Here is a 20,134-nt window from a genome sequence, read left to right on the forward strand (position 1 = left end):
CTCACAGTTATTTTATTTTCGGAATGTTGGTAACAGAGCCATCAGAACAGATAAGACAAAACGCGCCAAGTGTTAGGTCAAATCATTTACACTATCCTTTTTTAGTTGATTAGGTATCGCGTAAAGAGTTAAGACAGACTATTACCGCAATAATTAATAAAGTAGAATCCTCTCATGCGCTTGAGGACTGGATTAAGTCACCTTATAAACTTAACTGTGATAAAAACACGTTTTGGCAAAAGAATTTTTGTTGTTATTACATTATATAATGAGCAGGCAAAATGATTATTGTAGATAATATTACTAAATATTATAAAGTACACGGCAAGCGTAACACCCTTTTTGAAAAATTATCCTTTACTTTGAATTTTGGAGATAAGCTTGCTGTGCTCGGTCCCAACGGGGCAGGAAAATCTACTTTATTACGTTTGTTATGTGATGTGGAACGGCCTAACGAGGGAGCAATCACGCGCTCTGGTACTATTTCTTGGCCAATTGGTTTAAGCAGCGGATTTATTAATAACTTAACAGGGCGAGAGAATATTCGCTTTATATGTCGCCTTTTTTCTTGTAGTTCTGCAGAGCAAGAATTAAAAATAAAATTTGTTGAAGATTTTGCTGAGGTGGGCAATTATTTTGACATGCTGGTTTCAACTTATAGTTCAGGAATGGCTTCACGATTAGCCTTTGGCATGTCCATGGCTTTTGATTTTGATTATTATGTAATCGATGAAACTTTAGCTGTAGGTGATTCTTATTTTAGACAAAAATGTTTAGATGTTTTTAAAGATAAAGCTGCAGATAAAGGCATTATTATGGTGTCACACGATATGGAAACTGTGAAACAGTTTTGTAATCAGGCCATCTATCTTAATAAGCAACAATTATCTGTTTATCATCGGATAGATGACGCTATTGATTTATATAATCGCCAGGGTTAATACGGGCTAATAATTGAGCAGAACTTTCCGCCCAAGTTAATCTGGGCATTGCTGATGAGTCGGTTACTAACCCCTGTTGGTAAAGCCGTATCCAATTACTTATCGCTTCCGCGAGCTCAGCAGCCTTATAACCACTAAAATAGTGAGCATATTCGCCCGCAATCTCTCTAAATACTGGGAGGTTACGCGCCAAAATAGGTAATCCATAATTAGCCGCTTCAATTATTGGTAGACCGAATCCCTCCCCTTCTGAAGGAAAAAGTAGACACGTAGCAGCCTCATATAATTGTTGCACATATTGGTCGCTCGCATTGTCTATCCAGAATAAATGAATGCCGTATTGAGGATGAGACTTGATGCGTGCTACAAAAGAGTTCATCATCCAACCGGTTTTGCCCACTAAAATTAAATTAATAGAATGACCTTGTTGCCATAACAACTCAAAAGCATCCAGGGTTTGCTTATGGCCTTTTCGTGGTTCCAAAGTCGCAACAAGCAAAAAGCTCACATGCTGCTGTAGTTGTTTAAGAAATAATTCTGCATCTGCAGGCAATCCCAAACTTGGTACCGAATTTTGTAGATCAGACCCCAGATGGAACCAAGAGATCGGCGCGCTACCCCTTGGCTTTAGTTTATTGTTTGTTATCCATTCTTCTAACGCTTGGGCCGTACTTTGCGAGACACAAAAAAGACCATTACTGCTAACAATTACCTCAAGCCAATCTCGATATAACTTGCTTGCTACATTAGGAAAATAATGTGGCATTAAAACCGGTAATAAATCGTGGACTAAAAAGCAGGTTTTAACGTCACATGCTCGCAGTTTTTGATAAAAGTTCTGTTGCGCGATCACTATTTCATAACAAAGATCCAATCCTAAAAAAATATCTCCCGCACGATAGGCTATAGGAGTATCTTTTAAAAAAAATTTATCGCTTCCCAATAGTTTTATCGTAAAGTGATGAGCATATAAATAGCCATCATATTTAGTGGCGTACACCGGCTGTACCCGCCACCCTGAAGGGGGAGTTAAAAGCCAATGAATTAAAATAGAGCGGACTACGCGTTGAATGCCCGTTGCATAATCTTTTTTAACTAACTCAGATATATCAATGAATAATTGCGGTGCATCGTGCAAAACGGTTGCATCGCTAACATACCTTTGCAAATGCGCCAATAACACTGGCGAACCCATATTTATTGAAGCAGTATTTTTTGTAAGATCATCTAAAACTCGTTGCACTTTAGTTTTATCTATCACTGCTTCTTGGGATGAGTTATTCATGAGGCGTAGTAAAGATAACGATTTTTTTTGATTTTTTTTAATATAAAAACGATGGGTTAGAATCCAAAATAAATTTCTCCCCAATCGACGAAGCCAATGCCTATATTTTGCTGTTGTAATTTCAATTTTTCGCCAATGCACGCGGAACGTCACATAAAATTGCATTTCTTTAAAAGAACTACGTAGCAAATTGAGTCGGGTCAATAAATTGTGCACAACGATCGAGTATGGCCAAAGAATGCCAATGATATTACTATGCTTGCCAATAATAACAAGTCTTGGTGTCTGATTTTAGATTTCGCGGCACACAGGTATATGTTCAGCGATATGTTCATGCAGCTGCTTGCGCCAAATCGTGCCATGAGCAATAAACCCACATTGTTTATAAAGATTTCGTGCTGGGAGGTTCGTTTTTGTTTCAACAAACGCGGCATCAACATCAACATAGCCATCATTCCATAATTCATGACAAATTGAGTTAATTACTGCCAATTCAATATCCAAGCCAATGACGCGACAACTCATAACCATTTGTTTTATAGAAGAGTGAGCAAGAATGACCACAACCACCAAACCATAATTAGAATATTTATCAGCAACGTCAAAAAAATAAATTACCCCCCCAGAGGAAAAATGCGCCACACATTGCTCATGAGTCCAACGCTGACCGGTTGTATTAAATTGATTCGTTTTATTTAAAAGTTCGAGAACTCTAGAGAAGCGTTGATGATTTGTAGTGTGAATTTTATTCTGAGTTATTTGGATATTCAATGATGATAAAAACTCAGACCGGGATAGTTTTTGATGATCCCGTGCTCTTTGCATTTGCGCTTGCACCATTTCTGTGCGACGCGCAGACTCCTTCGTCAATTGGGCAACCTGCAGCTCAGGGCTCCACAATAAAACTCGTCGAATCAAATAGGGATTATCACCTAATAGACGAACTTCTGGGAAACTATTCCTAATATGCGCCCGCTCAACATGGTTATCATCGATAAAAAGAACATTGGCCGGAAGTAAATTAAGCTCATTAAGAATCTCTTGCATATTATTTACTTTAGAATTCCAATTGATTTTGATGGAAGCAAAACTATCTAAATCAATTAAGCCACCCATAATTTCCGGCCAGAGCATACGGATATGCTGTTCGTCATTCTTACTAATTATGGCCAGCAAAATACCTCGCTTTTTTAACACATGAATTGCTTCAATCAGGCCAAGTGGCCAGCCTTCCAAAGTTAAATACCCCTTTTGCTCGCTTTCTGCAACAACGCCTCGCCAAAGCGTATTATCCAGATCAAAAACCACTAATTTAATTGCATCAGCTTGTCGGATTGAACGATACATGGCAACCAGTTCCAACCAGATTGCTTCAATATATTCTTTTTGTCTGGTGATAAATGAATAACTCGCTGGCTGTATTGGTTGAACTCTATCTTGATCAAACTGATAGTCCCAATCAGATAAGATAGAACTATGTACTGATAACCACAACACATCATCTCGAGCGTTTTTTTGTCCATGAATAAAAGAAATTTGATTGATATCCAGAAAATATACCTGTTGGTAAGAACACAATTCTCGTGACAAAAAAACATTTAGCTGTTCAATAAAATAAAGCATATTACGATAATCATGACGCGGAAATAGTCTTCCCATAGGATTTTGTTGTGGTGTAAGAAAATTACATACAAAAGTTAATAATCCATACTGCACATTCCAGCGCAATGCGGCTTGCAGAAAATAAATTACTCTTTGTTTCGTTTCTGCAAATAAAGCCTGAAAAGGCTCTTCTGTGGTATAGTCCAAGCCCCAAAAAGCAGTCTCTGGTAAAACGGATCTTAACGGTATCTGAATCACTTGAAAATTATATTCATCGATTGGCACTGGTGGTTGTTCAGGCAATTCGGCAACATTATTATACAAAATATGATCACAAACCGTCCCGCCTCCGACATGAGCAATGATGTTAATCCATGATTCGATAAGACAAGAACCAATACAAAGAACTCGATTGATAGGATAAGAAGTTATCATGAGCTCATCAGGAACATGATAATTAGCCCCAGCAAGCTTACTGGCTAACATTTTTTTTTCATCCGAAGCTAAAAAACATTCAAAAATTTCATAGGGCTGCATAGCTCCCGAATTTAGCTGATGTAGCCAATTGTTAAAACCTTCCGCATCTGGCTCCCTATGAAGCACGCCTCGATATAAAGTTCTTATATACTCTTTTGCATTATTAGCATCGGTATTAATCATGAGCTCGCCGTTTAAAATAGATTACATATACTCAACTGACTGTTTCTTCCTGTACATCATGCACCTTGGTTATCGGTCTTGGCATCCAGCGGATTGGCCATTGATCACCTCCTAGTATTTCTAGTAAATTTTTGGCACTTTCTTCCCAAGTAAGGCTTTTGAGCAATTGTGGCGTAGGGCATGATCCTTTATCAAATTCATCGAGCCAATTGATGATAACTTTAGCTAGTTTCTGACTGTCTCGCGTCTCAAAATAAGTCGCATTGTCTCCCAAAATTTCTTTGAATACCGCAATTGCTCGAGCTAAAATTGGAAGGTGATAGCTTGCAGCCTCCATTAAAGGTAAACCAAACCCCTCTCCCTCACTTGCAGCAATATAACAGGAAGCATGTTGATACATTTCTTGCAATGCCTCATCGCTTACGCTCTTAAACCAAAATAACCGTCTCCCATTTTCTGGATGCGTATTTAAGACATGAACAATATGAGGGATAGTACGCCGTTGATTATCTGGTAAATCTAACCAGCCTTCTGCACCAATAATAATTAAATTCACCTCATAGCCTTGTTGCCATAATAAACTAAAGGCCTCGATTACTTGTAAATGTCCTTTGCGTGGCTCAACTGTTCCCACCATTAAAAAAGCAGGTTGAGAATTGACTGTATCGACTATTGAAGATTGGCCATTAGGTATCGATAAGGTGGCCAAAGGGTTCGCAAAATTAGCCCCAGAATAAGAATATGCCAGTTTAAAAGCAAGGTAACGTTCTGGCTGATTCACTTCAAGCCACTGCTGCATCTCACTCATCACGGTCTTTGAAATACAGATGGCGCCATCCAATTGTGCTACTGCTTTTAGCCATAAAAAGTGAGTCTCATATGTATTTGGTGGAAAATGTTGCTCAAGTAAAATAGGCAATAAATCGTGGATAATAAAATAAACGGATAATCCCCAATTTCTTAATTGACGGTATAAACCCTGTTGACTAGCCTGAATCACTTTATCTCGATCCAGATCCAGCCCTAACAAAATATCATCTTTATTAAAATCAACAATATCATCAACAAAGGTATGAGCAGGTAATCCCAAAAGCGTCGCTGTATACTGACGTGCATACCGATAATGCCATTGACCATTTTGATTACTTAAATATACCGGTTCTACTCGATATCCTGAATGAGGAGACAAAATAAGTGTGCGGGTTAAAGCAAGGGATACCCGTTCTATGCCTGTTTTTAGTTGCGTACCAACTGTTCCTGAAATATCAAGAAATAATAGTTTACTGGCAACAGGTAAAGAACTATTTTGTGCTATTGAACGCACAACAGCTAGCTCCTCTTGAGGATCCATAAAAAAATTACCTGGCTCAATATGTACTAATGATTGAATTAATTGAGGAGTATTGGCTTTTGATTTTTTGTAAAAACCCTCTATCGCCGTCTCATATTGTTTAGCGCACAGATTAAGAGCATACTGAGTTTCACTAATGTTTCGCGCATTTTTTCCTAAACTGATCCGTAAATCGAGATCATCGTGCAATCGCTCTAATGCCTCGACGAGTTGTTCTTTGGTAAACTCATCAGGCAAAGCCCAGAATGCGTCATCTGGGAACTCTCCCATTGAACCATGCTTATTAATAATGGTGGGGATCCCATAACTCATACAATAAAGGGTAGCGCCGGAAGTCTCTCCTCGAGAATCAGTTCGCAATTGTATTCCTATATCTGCAGCGGCCAAATAATGCTCAAAGATCGCTTTATCAACCCATCCTGTTATAAGAATATTTTCTGCATTGGGTGATTGCTTTATCATTTGCAATAAATTGCTACCGTAGTTACCACCATGATTTTCGCCCACAAAAATCAATTTACACGTTTTATTCCGTGCTAAAGTTGAATGACTCCAGGCTTCTATTATTTGCTGATGCAGTTTAGTTGGTGCAATAAATCCAAAACTACAGATCACCAACTCATTCATTTCTAGACCTAAGAACGCCCGTGATTGGATACGATTTACCGGTGCAGATTGAGGCGCTGCGAAATGAGGAATGACCGCCCAATGAGCAGTTTTATTTTTAGGGAACCATTGATTCGCCAATTGGCGTGCATGTTCACTATGAACAATTATTCCTTGTGCTTGTTGTAATACACTGAGATTAAGAGGATATTTTTTCTTAATGTTTTTCTGTGCTAAGTGACAATTTAAAGCCAAATAACCATGAGCCTGATAAAGAGTTTGTAACCAAGCACTCTCATCTTTTGCAGTGTCCCAAGCAAACAACTCACTCAAGAAAAAATCATGCAGTACTACAATTCCTGGGGCTTTTTTTAACAAAAAAAGCATGTATTGATGAAATGGTGAATTACCAAACTGATAGACTATGCGGTCAAACTCTTTAGAATGCTTCATAAACCAAGCCGCATCATGTACTGGAAACTTTGCTTTTATCGCCGAATCGACCTTTTTTTGTTCGACGATTACATGAATATCATAGTAACACGCTAAAACTGACAGTAATGACGTAGAGTAATCAGCAATACCCGTCTTTTCCGGAGGCAAAGGAGATACAAATGCTAATCGAGGACGAGATTTACTCCCGACGTTTAATGGCTGTTTTTTTTCTAGCATCATGGCATGGATTTTTTCATACTCCGTCACAGCACATTGAGCACTTTTATCCCATGAAAATAATTGCGCTTGTGTTAATCCATTTTCAATCAACGATAATCTAAAGGATTCATTAGTAAGTACTTCCTCCATTTTATTGGTAATCGCTAATTCATCAAAAGGATTGAACAAAGCGTCTGCATCATTAATTAACTCCGGTATGCTTGAGGTATTAGAACCAATAACTGCTGCACCACAACTCATTGCCTCTAATACCGGCAGTCCAAATCCTTCATGCCACGAAGGAAAAACAAATAAATGGCATAGGTTATAAAGCTTGGCCATCTCAAGATCAGTAACCTTGCCGGTGATGACACATTCATGCTCTTTTAAACCACAAGTTTTGGCAAGCTTTAAAAAGGTTGTTTTATCATGTTCAGGCAAATCCCCAACAATCGCGAGTTGGTGCTGTTTACGAAGCAGCGCAGGTAACTTCGCATATGCCTTGATTAAACTTAAATGGTTTTTACGTACATCTGTTGCACCGGCACACATGATGAACGCTTGAGCCAAATGAAATTTTTTACGCAGAATTGTCTCTTCAACGTGAGGAATCGTTATTTTTTTAAAAATGGAGTCACAACCTTCATAAGTATTAACTATTTTTTCTTTGTCTAATTTTAATAGTGATTCGCCTTCATGTGCCGCTGAATTAGATACTGCAAACCATGCTGTTGCTTGTTTAAACTGTTCTATTTTACGCAGATAAAATTCTTTATAGTGTGTATTAGGCTCTAAATAATCCTGAGTATAAATTAAAGGGATTAAATCATGTAGGCTCACTACGATAGGGCATACAGAAATAAACTGATCAATACTGGTTGTAGCCGGATTACCATATCCTTCAAAGAAACTGAGAAAATGAATTAAATCAGGGGCTAAATTAGCCAAAAATGCTTCATAAATGTGTGCCGATATTTTTTGTTGTAATAGAGAATTGTCACTAGAAGCAGGATAAACGGGAGGAGTCCAAACTTGAATATTTTTTTGAGGAAGTATTCCAGAAAATAAGCCACGTATAGGTTCAATTGTTTTTTCAAAGTGGCCATTAAGTGCTATGATTATTTCATGCCCACGAGGATTCTGGGCAATTGCCCTAGCAAGTGAAAGTGAGTAACGACCAAGACCACGGATGCTGCTCGCTGTTTGTGCCCCTTGCAAATCCAATACAATGCGCATTTATAATAACTACTCCCTGTTTGAATGAAGTGCCTGTTGAAGTTGTAAATAAATTACTTGTTCCCGTGCTGATAACAGCGGTTGAATATTAGTGGAAGGACTCTTTTTTTTCCGTCCTATTAAACGAATGATTAAACGTCGAATGCGAGAGCGCCGTTTATAACGTATGATGGCTTGATCAAACTGTTTGATTCTTTTATATCTTCTCTTACCCTCCGCAGAAAAACGTAAAGAAGACAAGATCGACATCCTATCTGCGCCATCATGAAGCAAAGAAAGATAATGCTGCATTCCGTGAGGATCTGGTTCTCTGCCTAAAAGATAGTAATAGGCTTTTTGGATGAATACCGTATCCGATATATTGTCAGATAAAAATGTCTCGATGTTAGTGGAAAAATCCATATAATCCGGCTTTTTTAAATCAGTTTAGCCTAATAAACGAGGTAGTATATACGATGAATAATCAGACATCCATCTCGACACTGGCAAAATCCTTAACCTTTATATAGAAAAATTGTGTCTTGCAGAACATCTTGCTTCTCACGATCTCGATAGTAAGCTGGCATAACCTAATTAAAATAGAAAATGAGTCGAGCAATAGGTATCATAAGGCATTACAGCAACTGACGAAAATGACTCGCAATGATCAGCTCCAATCTTTCTACTCGCAACAAAACCTCTTGGGCAGTAATGAAATCATCGGTGTACGCCTTAATTATTCGTAATCTTCAGCAACGTTTTACAATGAATGCCAGTAACAAACGAATATTTGATTTATTAGGTATTTTTTTAGAGCCTGGGGTACATGTTCTAGTGTGGACTATGATTAGAGTATTTCGTAATCAGGAAATTTATAACAACTTATCACTAGCAACATTCATTTTATTAGGCACTATCCCCTGGTTGTTTACCTATAATATATTTAATTCTTGCTCCATAATCATTGCGGAAAATAGAGGGCTATTTTTTTTCAGGCAGATTAAACCCCTAGATCCTGTTTTTGCTTTACTTATTACCGAGCTGGGGATTATGGGATTAGTTTTTTGTAGCACTCTTTTAGTATTCTCCTTGCTCGGGATCGGTTGGCAAATACAAGATCCCTTACGTTGGCTAACTGCGGTTGCGCTCTATGTTCTTTTTATCGCAGGACTAGGATTATTTATAGCGGTATCCGCTTTTTTTATAAAATATGTGAAAAAAACAGTTAAAACCTTTATGCGCATTATGTATCTATTTTCGGGCATTTTCTTTAGTGCCCAGATGCTTCCTGAACAATATAAAATCTATTTTGCGCTGAATCCTATGTTTCAATTTATTACTATATCCAGAGAATGCTTTTCTAACAGCGCTCTAGAGTACAATACATTTGGTGATGTTTTTTACCTATTTAAATGTGCTACCATCTCGATGACTCTAGGCTTAGGGATGTATACTGTTTTTCGTAATAAACTGATGATAGAAATTATGGAACATTAAAATTTCAAGGTATTTGTAAGTACATTGATTAATAACCTCACATTTTTATATGTTTAACATCTGGCGGCCACTCAACCAACAAATTAAAAACCAATTAAGAAATGATTAATACCTTATACTAGAAAGGGCTAAAAGAATGGAGTGTTTGCAACCGATTGATAAATCAAAATCTTATAATAAAGCTGCCGTAATTTTCTTGATATATCAACGCTTAAAAAAAATTCATTTTCATTACCTCACTTCGTGGCTTCGTAAAAATGTATTATTTTTCCTTGTCGTGCTTGCTCCATGGGTATCTACAGCAACTTACCTGGAATTTATCAAATCACCAGAGTATGAATCCAGCGCCGGTATTTTATTCAAACAAAATAATAAACTGGTCCCTATTAATAGACTAAGTAGTTTTTTTAATAAAAATATCCAATTTAACTCAAAACCAAAAGAAACCAGTATTTTTTTACTGGAAGAATACATTCATTCGCTTAATTTACTTTTACAATTACAAAAGATGGTGGAAATAAAAAATCGTTATAGCGCTCATCATATTGATTTTTTATCCCGCTTAAAAACAAATGCATCTCAAAATGAACTGCTTAATTACTACAATAAAAAAGTAATAACCAATATTAATCCAATTACTAATGAATTAACCGTTACTGTACGTGCTTTTTCTGCGCAAGAAGCCAAAATGCTACTTGATGCCATCATGCAGCAAACAAGCAATTTGTTTCATAGAATTGAACAAGAAGGGGCAGAGGCCCAAAAGCAGTTAATTCAAAAACGATTAGATTTAGCCAAAAAAAAATTAATTGCTGCGGCATGGGAATTACAGCAAATAAAAAAACAACCTGAAATGCCGGTACACGATAATATTTGGGAAGAAAAAAAACTACTCTTAAAATTTGCCCAAGCAGAATTTGATATGACGCAACAAGTATATGTTCTGTGGAATATGCATACGTCTGAAAATAGCTTAATACGCACGACTCAACCTATTACACCAGATAGTCCAGCCTACCCTAAAGTTTTTTATGAACTTGCCAGTTTGTTCGCTGTGTTACTCGTTCTATTTATGTTAATAAAAATGTTCGCCATCGTTATTAAAGAACATACTGAATAGAGTCTTTAATCCACGAGAAATATGAACAATTTTAGCTGACTATGCGATGGGCACAGGAATACAACAGGCGATCGCGCGCAATTATTTTATTTTCTTCCTTGCCGTCTCCCATAACCTTCAAGCTTATTTGATTTCTACCGATATATTGTTCAAGATGCCCAACAAAGAGGCTTATATGGATAAAATTGCACAATTCAATATTGGGGATTTAGTCATTCATAAACACAGCCGCTACAGAGCAATTGTAGTGGACGTTGATCCGCTATTTCAGGCTTCCGGTCGTTATAATCCGCAAGCACATAAACGTGAATTTGCTACGCGAAATCCTTGGTATCGTTTATTGGTTGATGACAGCAGTCAAATTACTTATGTGGAAGAATGTATGCTGATTGCGGACACCAGTCGAGTGCCCATCAACAATCCACATGTTGCCTTTTATTTAAAAGAAAATGAAGGACATTATCGTAAGGCAACGCCTTCACATTAGACGCAATACAATGCGTAGCCTGGTTGCTTGCAGCCAGGCTACAATCTATGTATTTCTTAAAATTAAAATGAGTAGTGCAATAAAGCCAATCAAAACAAGTGCCAAGACGCCCATCGTAAAAAAACTTTTATTTAAACTTTCTTTACTAAATTGCTCGGGTTTTCCTTTTATCGTGCGGTATAAAATGAAAATAATCAATCCGGCACCAATAAGTCCTAGAACCTGGTACAAAGTCTCCATAGAATACTTCCTTATTTTGCTTCAAAACTAAATGCATCTGAAAATAAATGAGCCGGTGAAACACCATTATTTACTAATGCATCACGTGTACTGTACACCATATCAAAAGGTCCACTAATGACTATTTGCCAGGCACCAAGATCATGTGGATGCTTGGCAAGTACAAAGGAAACAAGAGGCACACTATTATCCTCCGATACAGAAGAAAAATAGTTAAAACGACTCACGTGTGTTTGCCAACTCGTTACCTTTTCATCCATATATAAATCATTTTGCAAGCGAGCCCCCCAAAACAGTTCGAAAGGTCGGACATCCGATGTTGATAATAAGTGCTCTATCATTGCTTTTACAGGCGCAAACCCAGTACCGCCTGCGATAAATAATATAGGGCGTTGCGGATGCAAATGTTCAATGGAACATGTGCCAAAAGGCAACCGAATATTCACCGAACCATACTTTTTAATATGGGCAAATAATCGCTGATTATAAGGGTTATCTAAACTATGGCGAATATGCAGTTCATATTTGTGAGAGCCTAATGGTGCATTAGCAATAGAATAGCTAAACGCTTCTTCACCAAAAACAATTTGTAAGTATTGTCCTGCTTGATAAGCTAAATAGTTTTCTGGTGTTAAAACCAAGCGCATAATGCTATCTGTCAACGGCGAAATATCTTCGACAAGCGCTTTGATCGTTCGTTCCTTCATTTATCTAACCCCAAAGAAGACCAATAACCATTGACCTTTTTTAAGATCTCTTCATCCATCACAATGGGCTCTCCCCATTCTCTTTGCGTTTCTCCTGGCCATTTATTGGTTGCATCCATTCCTATTTTTGAGCCTAACCCGGAAACTGGTGAAGCAAAATCCAGATAATCAATTGGAGTATTTTCCATCATCACCGTATCTCGTGCAGGGTCCATACGTGTCGTCATCGCCCAAATTACATCCTGCCAGTTGCGCGCGTCAATGTCATCATCACAGACGATCACAAATTTGGTATACATAAATTGCCTTAGGAATGACCACACCGCCATCATAATTCGCTTCGCATGCCCAGGATACTGCTTCTTCATAGTAACTACCGCCAAACGATAAGAACATCCTTCCGGCGGCAAATAGAAATCAACAATTTCTGGGAACTGTTTCTGCAATAAGGGAATAAACACCTCATTTAATGCTACACCTAAAATGGCAGGCTCATCGGGCGGACGACCAGTATACGTACTATGATAAATAGGATTATCTCGATGGGTCATGCGTTCCACAGTAAACACTGGAAACGATTGTACTTCATTATAATAGCCAGTGTGATCGCCATAAGGTCCTTCAGGCGCCTCAACTCCAGGCTCTAAATAACCCTCCAAAATGATCTCAGCACTCGCAGGGACATGCAGATCATTGCCAATACACCGTGTTAAACGGGTACGTTGGCCGCGTAATAATCCTGCAAAAGCATATTCAGACAAAGTATCAGGGACAGGTGTAACTGCTGCAAGTATTGTTGCGGGATCTGCTCCAAGAGTCACTGCAATAGGGAAACGCTCGCCTGGATAAGCTTTTTGCCATGCTTGATAATCCAATGCCCCTCCTCGATGGGAGAGCCAACGCATAATCAATTGATTTTTGCTCAACAATTGCTGACGGTATATCCCCATATTTTCACGCGTTTGCTGAGGTCCCTTGGTCGTTACGAGTCCCCAGGTAATTAATGGAGCAGCATCTTTAGGCCAGCAGGTTTGAATCGGTAACGAGGTAAGATCAACCTCATCTTTTTCCCAAACATGATTTTGACACTCTGCACCACTCACATATTTTGGTGCCATATTCAATGCCTGCTTTAACAATGGGAGTTTATTAAAAGCATCTTTAAATCCCTTGGGGGGATCCGGCTCCTTTAAAGCAGCCAATAATTTACCCACCTCACGCAAGGCACTAATGCTGTCTTCACCCATGCCCATAGCCACACGTTCAACAGTACCAAATAAATTAGTTAAAACTGGCATGTGATGGTTTGGAGTATTCGTAAAAAGAAGCGCAGGACCGCCAGCACGGAGCACTCGATCACTGACTGCCGTCATTTCAAGATAAGGTGATACAGGATAGGATATGCGTTTTAATAAATCACGCGATTCGAGTTGTGCAATAAAATCTCTTAAGTCAGAGTATTTCATTAATTATCCCCTAGTAACCTAGCTGCCATTGAATCAAGAAATTTCCCTTCCTCCTATAAGGAAGAAAGTTTAAGCCTCTCCTCACAAGCGTGGGAGGGACTCTTAACTTAATGATGGTGAGTAGCCTGGGTGAAGGCGCAGCCGTAATCCGGGGAAAGTTTATACCAAAACTAAAAAATAAACCTTCTTTCAAAGCCAAAAACTGCTTTGCTAATTCAGTTTTTTATCTGACTTATTGTTTCAAATGGCAGTTTGAAAAGAACTCAACCATTCCCGGGTTACGGCTGCGCCTTCACCCAGGCTACAATTTTTATAACAGATGCTACTCTTGACGTTTCATTGCATCAAAGAATTCAGCATTGGTTTTATGATTCTTCATGCGCTCAAGTAAGAATTCAATCGCATCACACTCATCCATAGATTGCAGAATTTTGCGCAATATCCAAGTGCGTTGTAGGTCTTCTGGGCTTAATAACAGATCCTCACGACGTGTACCTGAACGGTTAATGTTAATTGCAGGGAAAACACGACGTTCAGAAATATTACGACTCAAATGGATTTCCATATTACCGGTTCCCTTGAATTCTTCGTAAATCACTTCATCCATTTTAGAGCCTGTGTCTACCAGTGCCGTAGCAATAATGGTCAAGCTACCGCCTTCTTCTATATTACGTGCAGCACCATATAAACGCTTAGGTCTTTGCAATGCATTGGCATCAACCCCCCCGGTGAGTACTTTACCAGATGAAGGAATCACCGTGTTGTACGCTCGAGCCAAACGCGTAATCGAGTCAAGTAAAATGACCACATCACGCTTGTGCTCAACCAAACGCTTAGCTTTTTCAATAACCATTTCGGCAACTTGCACATGACGGTTAGCAGGCTCATCAAAGGTACTGGCAACCACTTCCCCTTTTACCGAGCGTTGCATTTCAGTCACCTCTTCAGGACGCTCATCAATCAATAAGACAATCAGGTAACATTCAGGATAATTTTTTTCTATAGAACGTGCGATGTTTTGCAGCATTAATGTTTTACCTGCTTTGGGTGGAGAAACAATCAAACCACGTTGTCCTCGACCGAAAGGAGCACATAAATCAACAACTCGCGCCGTCAAATCTTCAGTGCTGCCATTTCCTTGCTCCATAACCAAGCGCTCTGTTGCAAATAAAGGAGTAAGGTTTTCAAATAAAATTTTCCGTTTAGCACTATCAGGTGAATCATAATTGATTTCATCAACTTTCAACAAAGCAAAATAACGTTCGCTGTCTTTGGGAGGACGGATTTTACCTGAAATCGTATCTCCGGAACGCAAACCAAAACGTCTGATTTGACTGGGTGATACATAAATATCATCAGGGCCTGCCAAATAAGAACCGTCGGCAGAACGCAAGAAACCAAAACCATCAGTCAGGACTTCTAAAACACCATCACCGTGAATGTCTTCACCCTTTAAGGCGTGGGCCTTAAGAATGGCAAAAATAATTTCTTGTTTGCGCATACGCGAAGGATTCTCGACACCAATCTCTTGTGCGATGTTAAAGAGATCGGCAATAGGCAATTGCTTAAGTTCACTAAGATTCATACTTCTCACTTGATTAGTTGATTAATTTTGAATTGGGTATCCGGGAAAAATATTATTCAAGAATGCAGCTAAGGATTCTGCTGCCTATGTGATATATTTTACATTATATCACATATTGCAACAGGCTATCACAGCTTTACTAAAAGATACAACATTTTTTATATAGAAAAATAAAAAATTAAACGTGGCTCTCAACAAAAGCACTTAATTGAGATTTTGAAAGCAAACCCATTTTAACTGCTTCAACCTGACCATTTTTAAATAAAATCAATGTAGGAATACTCATCACACCAAACTTCGCAGGAGTTTGTGGATGCTCATCGATATTAATTTTGGCAAAAGTTACTTGCTCACCATGAGAAGCAGCCACTTCTTCTAATATAGGGGTCAATGCACGACAAGGACCACACCACTCAGCCCAAAAATCAACTAATACGGGCTTATTTGCGTTGATTACATCCTGTTCAAAACTTGCATCTGATATTGTTTTAATAAGATCACTCATGAGTCAACCTCTGTTGTTTAAAATTAGTTAATCACCAAAACTCACTCTGCATCAAGGAATATTGGCATAGTTTGAATGAAAAATCTTCGGAAAATTATCTACATCATCTATAAAGGCGCTTTTTTTAAAAAGGCTTTTCATTCGACCTGCACTCAAAATCCATTATGCTTCTAGATTTTCGCATTGAGAGAGATGGACTACAAGTATTATTATAGATCACCTCCGACTGCTTGCAATACACTTAATGCAGTAATTGCCGCAGTTTCAGTGCGTAAAATTCTTGGCCCCATGGATAAAAGCTGAAATCCATGCTGACAAGCCAATTGAACCTCATGCTCACTTAATCCCCCTTCCGGACCAATTAGTAACGCAATTGCAGAAGAGCCAATCTCATAATCTCGCCAGTTTTTATTCTCACCTGGATGCAAGATCAACTTCAATCCAACTGGTACTTCACTGATATAACATGCCAAACTAATAGGCGGATTTACTGTAGGAACATGATTACGCCCTGATTGCTCGCACGCGGCGATGGCAATTGCTTGCCATTGATGGAGCTTTTTGCTCATTCGTTCTTTATCCAGTTTAACGACGCAACGCTCCGTGACAATAGGCGTAATGCTGGCCACACCGAGTTCGACTGCTTTTTGCATGACAAACTCCATACGCTCACCCTTAGAAACAGCTTGTGCCAAATGGATAGTCAATGGCGATTCACGACTCACCTTATTTATCGAGCCAACAACTACAATAACCTGCTTTTTTTTCACAGCATCTATCGTTGCATCAAACTCGCGATCATCACCAGAAAATAAGGTGAGCTTTTCACCTACCTGCATGCGTAAAACAACGCCTACGTGCTGACTGGCTTCGGGAGATAATTCTAAAAGTTGGCCTGTATGGTAGTTTCCAGGTTGATAAATACGTACCGCTCTCATGCACTGGTTTCTCTTGATGTAGCCTGAGTGCAGCGAGGCAGAACTAGGGAGACGGAAAAATATGCTATCCCAGGTTCCGCTTCGCTGCACCCAGGCTACGTATTTATAATTGGCAACACTATAACAAAAATTACTTATTTTTGCCCTATGTGATAGAATTTTTTATTTCACTAAACGCCATTAAGGAAATTAAAAACCATGAGCAAAACACGCATAGAATCTGATAGCATGGGTGAAATTGCTGTCCCTGCTAACAAATATTGGGGTGCGCAGACCGAACGATCATTACATCACTTTAATATAGGCAAAGACATTATGCCGCGTGAAGTCACTCACGCCTTTGGCATCTTAAAGAAAGCAGCGGCATTAACCAACCTGGACTTAGGGAAGTTACCTCAAGATAAAGCAGATTTAATTGTGCAAGCTGCGGGTGAAGTCAGTGAAGGCATGTTAGACGAGCATTTTCCTTTGCACGTGTGGCAAACAGGAAGTGGTACTCAATCGAATATGAATGCCAATGAAGTCATTTCAAATCGCGCCATTGAATTGGCAGGTGGGGCCATGGGCAGTAAATCGCCTATTCATCCTAATGATCATGTAAATATGTCTCAATCTTCAAACGATACATTCCCAACAGCAATGCATATTGCGGCAGCAATTGCTTTTAATAAGAAATTGATCCCCGCAGTAAAAAATTTGCGTGATGCCTTAGCGGTTAAAATGGCAGCATTTAAAGATATAGTCAAAATAGGCCGAACTCATTTACAAGATGCCGTGCCAATCACCTTGGGGCAAGAGTTTTCTGGTTATGTTGCCCAACTGGATGCCTGTCTGCAACGACTTGAAGGGGCATTACCTGAGCTTTATGAATTAGCTGCAGGAGGAACTGCTGTAGGAACTGGTTTAAATACTCACCCTCAATTTGCAACAAAAGTAGCCCAACACATTGCTCAAATAACCCAATTGCCTTTCGTTACCGCACATAATAAATTTGCCGCGCTTGCATCGCACGAAGCGTTGGTTAATGCACACGGTGCAATGAAAACCCTGGCTTGCGCTTTAATGAAAATTGCAAATGATATTCGTTGGTTAGCGTCAGGACCACGTTGTGGTATTGGCGAGTTAATCATTCCTGAGAACGAGCCTGGGTCATCAATTATGCCTGGAAAAGTGAATCCTACCCAATGTGAAGCCATGACCATGGTTTGCGCGCAAGTACTGGGCAACGACGCAACTGTTGGCATCGCAGACAGCCAAGGCAATTTTGAACTGAATGTGTTTAAACCCGTGATTATCTTTAATGTACTGCACTCCCTCAATTTATTGGCTGATACATGTCATTCATTCCAAGAGTTTTGTGCCGAAGGAATCGAAGCCAATCATAAAGTGATTGATTATTACCTGCATCATTCTTTAATGCTCGTCACCGCTCTCAATCAACACATAGGCTATGACAACGCAGCAAAAATTGCTAAAACCGCACATCATGATAACTCTTCTTTACAAGAAGCCGCAGTGAAACTTGGCATTTTAACCGCCGAACGTTTCGCAGAATTGGTAAAACCTGAAGAGATGATTGCACCAAAGTAGGACAGACTAGGGCCTGTTTACAGGCCCTAATAAAAATTTATAGGATAATAAAAAGGAGGCTAAGCATAAAACAGTCCTTGTGATTCTATGCATCTTTTTCATAGATTGAAGGTCATTCCGTTGCAAGTCAAAAACTACAAGCCTAGGTAAACTAACACCTATGTTGATGTTACTGCCAGTTTTTTTAAGGAATACGGCCTGTGAAGAAAAAACAAAACTCAGGAAAGAGAACCCGAGTTAGGGAGTACCTAACCCAGGCCACAACATTATTGTATTACAGGAATCTGTGGGGCAGTGTTGCGTTTGGGTCCTGGAGTTGCTTTTTGAGTAGGATCCTTTGAAGCGTAAGTTTTTTGCGCTTTAGGCTTCGCTGTTGTATGTTGTGCTTTCTGAGCATTCATTTGCTCATAGTGCTGAGCATTTGCATGTTCTGAACGTTGCATGTCCATGCACGCACACAAGCCTAAAGATACAGCAATACCCAAACACCACTTAAGTGACTTTAAATTGATCATATTTAGCTCCCTGCTTCAGTTAGTTCGAAATTAAATATAAATTAAAAAATTTAAAATCACCACCTAATCATACAAGAATTTTTTTTTTCAACTAAAAACCATATAATCAAATCAAATTTCTCTCACTAAAGGACTAATATGATTTATCCCAATATTCTTGCCACCATAGGCCAAACCCCCACAGTAAAAATTAATCGTCTTGGTCGTGAGCTCGATTGTGAACTTTTTGCAAAATGTGAGTTTTTTAATCCAGGCGGATCCGTTAAAGATCGTATCGGATATGAAATGATTATTAATGCAGAACGAGATGGCCATATCAAACCTGGCTATACATTGATTGAACCGACCTCCGGAAATACAGGGATCGGTATTGCACTAGCAGGTGCGGTATTAGGGTACAAAGTAATCATCACGATGCCCGAAAAAATGAGTCAGGAAAAACAATCGGTACTTGAGCGTTTGGGAGCAAAGATTTATCGTACTCCAACGGAAGCAGCATATAATGATCCAGAAAGCCATATTTCTTTAGCGAAAAAGTTGAATGCGGAAATTCCTAATTCCTATATTCTTGATCAATATGCAAACCCCAATAACCCCAATGCACATTATCAAGGCACAGCTCAGGAAATTATTGATGATTTTGGCAAAGACTTACACATGATTGTTGCCGGAGTAGGCACCGGGGGCACAATTACTGGTATAGCAAGACGTCTGAAGGAATATAATCCAGAAATTCAAATTATTGGCGTAGATCCCGAAGGCTCGATTCTTGGCGGTGGCACTGAAATTAAGTCCTATGCCGTAGAAGGAATAGGCTATGATTTCTTTCCAGAAGTTTTGGATAATACGTTAATTGATAAGTACATTAAAATAAACGATCGCAATTCATTTCACACTGCAAGGGATTTAATCCGTGAAGAGGGTTTATTGGTAGGCGGTTCTTCCGGAGCGGCAATGTGGGCGGCATTACAAGCTGCGAAATCGTTAAGCAAAGGACAAAAATGTCTGGTTATTTTGCCTGACTCCATTCGCAATTATATGTCTAAATTCCCGAATGATGCATGGATGAAAGAACATGGCTTTCTGTAAAAGCGAAATCGTTCAAGCAATGGTGTCAACTTAAACCCTTATATGTAGCATGACATAATACGAAAACATCACTTTAATCCC

General features: G+C 39.0%; 17 protein-coding genes. 6 read left to right on the forward strand and 11 right to left on the reverse strand.

The window, feature by feature from the left end:
• The first annotated feature begins 281 nt into the window (after positions 1–281).
• On the forward strand, positions 282–941 hold the full coding sequence (locus tag BGO44_RS14835; protein ID WP_058511474.1) for an ABC transporter ATP-binding protein: 660 nt from the start codon (positions 282–284) through the stop codon (positions 939–941).
• On the opposite strand, the gene BGO44_RS14840 is transcribed toward BGO44_RS14835, so the two are convergent.
• From BGO44_RS14840 to BGO44_RS14855, 4 genes are all read right to left on the reverse strand, one after another.
• Entirely contained in the window at positions 913–2,442 is a 1,530-nt protein-coding gene (locus BGO44_RS14840) for a glycosyltransferase family 4 protein (protein WP_273198703.1), read from the reverse strand. The two genes, BGO44_RS14835 and BGO44_RS14840, sit on opposite strands and share 29 nt — an antisense overlap.
• A gap of 75 nt (positions 2,443–2,517) precedes the next feature.
• Positions 2,518–4,488, reverse strand: coding sequence for an HAD-IIIC family phosphatase (locus BGO44_RS14845; RefSeq protein WP_273198701.1), 1,971 nt, complete (start codon positions 4,486–4,488; stop codon positions 2,518–2,520).
• A gap of 31 nt (positions 4,489–4,519) precedes the next feature.
• Complete coding sequence (locus BGO44_RS14850; protein WP_273198699.1) at positions 4,520–8,335, reverse strand: glycosyltransferase; 3,816 nt, start codon at positions 8,333–8,335, stop codon at positions 4,520–4,522.
• A gap of 9 nt (positions 8,336–8,344) precedes the next feature.
• Entirely contained in the window at positions 8,345–8,737 is a 393-nt protein-coding gene (locus BGO44_RS14855) for a DUF4214 domain-containing protein (protein ID WP_058511470.1), read from the reverse strand.
• Positions 8,738–8,977: 240 nt separating this feature from the next.
• On the opposite strand from BGO44_RS14855, the gene BGO44_RS14860 reads away from it, so the two are divergent.
• From BGO44_RS14860 to hspQ, 3 genes are all read left to right on the forward strand, one after another.
• Positions 8,978–9,811, forward strand: a complete 834-nt coding sequence (locus BGO44_RS14860; protein WP_058511469.1) for an ABC transporter permease — start codon at positions 8,978–8,980, stop codon at positions 9,809–9,811.
• A 136-nt stretch (positions 9,812–9,947) separates the two neighbouring features.
• Positions 9,948–10,931: a hypothetical protein gene (locus BGO44_RS14865; RefSeq protein ID WP_058511468.1), complete on the forward strand. Its 984-nt coding sequence runs from the start codon at positions 9,948–9,950 to the stop codon at positions 10,929–10,931.
• 175 nt (positions 10,932–11,106) lie between these two features.
• Positions 11,107–11,418, forward strand: a complete 312-nt coding sequence (gene hspQ / locus BGO44_RS14870) for a heat shock protein HspQ (RefSeq protein ID WP_058511742.1) — start codon at positions 11,107–11,109, stop codon at positions 11,416–11,418.
• Positions 11,419–11,463: 45 nt separating this feature from the next.
• On the opposite strand, the gene BGO44_RS14875 is transcribed toward hspQ, so the two are convergent.
• The 6 genes from BGO44_RS14875 to BGO44_RS14900 all read right to left on the reverse strand — a co-directional run bounded on the left by BGO44_RS14875 (position 11,464) and on the right by BGO44_RS14900 (position 16,859).
• A complete protein-coding gene (locus tag BGO44_RS14875) occupies positions 11,464–11,658 on the reverse strand; it encodes a hypothetical protein (RefSeq protein ID WP_058511467.1) in 195 nt (64 codons plus the stop codon).
• 11 nt (positions 11,659–11,669) lie between these two features.
• A complete protein-coding gene (locus BGO44_RS14880; RefSeq protein WP_273198698.1) occupies positions 11,670–12,365 on the reverse strand; it encodes an NAD(P)H-flavin reductase in 696 nt (231 codons plus the stop codon).
• A complete protein-coding gene (gene ubiD / locus BGO44_RS14885; RefSeq protein WP_058511465.1) occupies positions 12,362–13,831 on the reverse strand; it encodes a 4-hydroxy-3-polyprenylbenzoate decarboxylase in 1,470 nt (489 codons plus the stop codon). The genes BGO44_RS14880 and ubiD overlap by 4 nt, the downstream gene beginning before the upstream one ends.
• A 322-nt stretch (positions 13,832–14,153) precedes the next feature.
• A complete protein-coding gene (gene rho / locus BGO44_RS14890) occupies positions 14,154–15,416 on the reverse strand; it encodes a transcription termination factor Rho (RefSeq protein ID WP_019232746.1) in 1,263 nt (420 codons plus the stop codon).
• 178 nt (positions 15,417–15,594) lie between these two features.
• Entirely contained in the window at positions 15,595–15,921 is a 327-nt protein-coding gene (trxA, locus tag BGO44_RS14895) for a thioredoxin (protein WP_058511464.1), read from the reverse strand.
• 209 nt (positions 15,922–16,130) lie between these two features.
• Positions 16,131–16,859: a 16S rRNA (uracil(1498)-N(3))-methyltransferase gene (locus BGO44_RS14900; RefSeq protein ID WP_058511463.1), complete on the reverse strand. Its 729-nt coding sequence runs from the start codon at positions 16,857–16,859 to the stop codon at positions 16,131–16,133.
• 198 nt (positions 16,860–17,057) lie between these two features.
• Between BGO44_RS14900 and fumC the strand changes: the two genes are divergently transcribed.
• Positions 17,058–18,449, forward strand: coding sequence for a class II fumarate hydratase (gene fumC, locus BGO44_RS14905; RefSeq protein WP_273198693.1), 1,392 nt, complete (start codon positions 17,058–17,060; stop codon positions 18,447–18,449).
• 266 nt (positions 18,450–18,715) lie between these two features.
• Here fumC and BGO44_RS14910 read toward each other — a convergent pair whose 3' ends face one another.
• Positions 18,716–18,964 (reverse strand): hypothetical protein, encoded by a 249-nt coding sequence (locus tag BGO44_RS14910; RefSeq protein WP_058511461.1) that lies wholly within the window; start codon positions 18,962–18,964, stop codon positions 18,716–18,718.
• Between the two features lie 138 nt (positions 18,965–19,102).
• Between BGO44_RS14910 and BGO44_RS14915 the strand changes: the two genes are divergently transcribed.
• Positions 19,103–20,053, forward strand: coding sequence for a pyridoxal-phosphate dependent enzyme (locus tag BGO44_RS14915; protein ID WP_273198691.1), 951 nt, complete (start codon positions 19,103–19,105; stop codon positions 20,051–20,053).
• The last annotated feature ends 81 nt before the right edge of the window (positions 20,054–20,134 follow it).

This window comes from Legionella sp. 39-23, assembly GCF_001897665.1.
GTDB lineage: Bacteria > Pseudomonadota > Gammaproteobacteria > Legionellales > Legionellaceae > Legionella > Legionella steelei.

Bases quoted from the DNA above. Each gene is read 5' to 3' on its own strand.
- rho (WP_019232746.1), bottom strand. From the start codon at position 15,416: ATGAATCTTAGTGAACTTAAGCAATTGCCTATTGCCGATCTCTTTAAC.
- BGO44_RS14835 (WP_058511474.1), top strand. From the start codon at position 282: ATGATTATTGTAGATAATATTACTAAATATTATAAAGTACACGGCAAG.
- BGO44_RS14865 (WP_058511468.1), top strand. From the start codon at position 9,948: ATGGAGTGTTTGCAACCGATTGATAAATCAAAATCTTATAATAAAGCT.
- ubiD (WP_058511465.1), bottom strand. From the start codon at position 13,831: ATGAAATACTCTGACTTAAGAGATTTTATTGCACAACTCGAATCGCGT.
- BGO44_RS14845 (WP_273198701.1), bottom strand. From the start codon at position 4,488: ATGATTAATACCGATGCTAATAATGCAAAAGAGTATATAAGAACTTTA.
- BGO44_RS14850 (WP_273198699.1), bottom strand. From the start codon at position 8,335: ATGCGCATTGTATTGGATTTGCAAGGGGCACAAACAGCGAGCAGCATC.
- fumC (WP_273198693.1), top strand. From the start codon at position 17,058: ATGAGCAAAACACGCATAGAATCTGATAGCATGGGTGAAATTGCTGTC.
- BGO44_RS14915 (WP_273198691.1), top strand. From the start codon at position 19,103: ATGATTTATCCCAATATTCTTGCCACCATAGGCCAAACCCCCACAGTA.
- BGO44_RS14855 (WP_058511470.1), bottom strand. From the start codon at position 8,737: ATGGATTTTTCCACTAACATCGAGACATTTTTATCTGACAATATATCG.
- BGO44_RS14900 (WP_058511463.1), bottom strand. From the start codon at position 16,859: ATGAGAGCGGTACGTATTTATCAACCTGGAAACTACCATACAGGCCAA.
- BGO44_RS14880 (WP_273198698.1), bottom strand. From the start codon at position 12,365: ATGAAGGAACGAACGATCAAAGCGCTTGTCGAAGATATTTCGCCGTTG.
- BGO44_RS14910 (WP_058511461.1), bottom strand. From the start codon at position 18,964: ATGATCAATTTAAAGTCACTTAAGTGGTGTTTGGGTATTGCTGTATCT.
- BGO44_RS14860 (WP_058511469.1), top strand. From the start codon at position 8,978: ATGATCAGCTCCAATCTTTCTACTCGCAACAAAACCTCTTGGGCAGTA.
- trxA (WP_058511464.1), bottom strand. From the start codon at position 15,921: ATGAGTGATCTTATTAAAACAATATCAGATGCAAGTTTTGAACAGGAT.
- BGO44_RS14875 (WP_058511467.1), bottom strand. From the start codon at position 11,658: ATGGAGACTTTGTACCAGGTTCTAGGACTTATTGGTGCCGGATTGATT.
- hspQ (WP_058511742.1), top strand. From the start codon at position 11,107: ATGGATAAAATTGCACAATTCAATATTGGGGATTTAGTCATTCATAAA.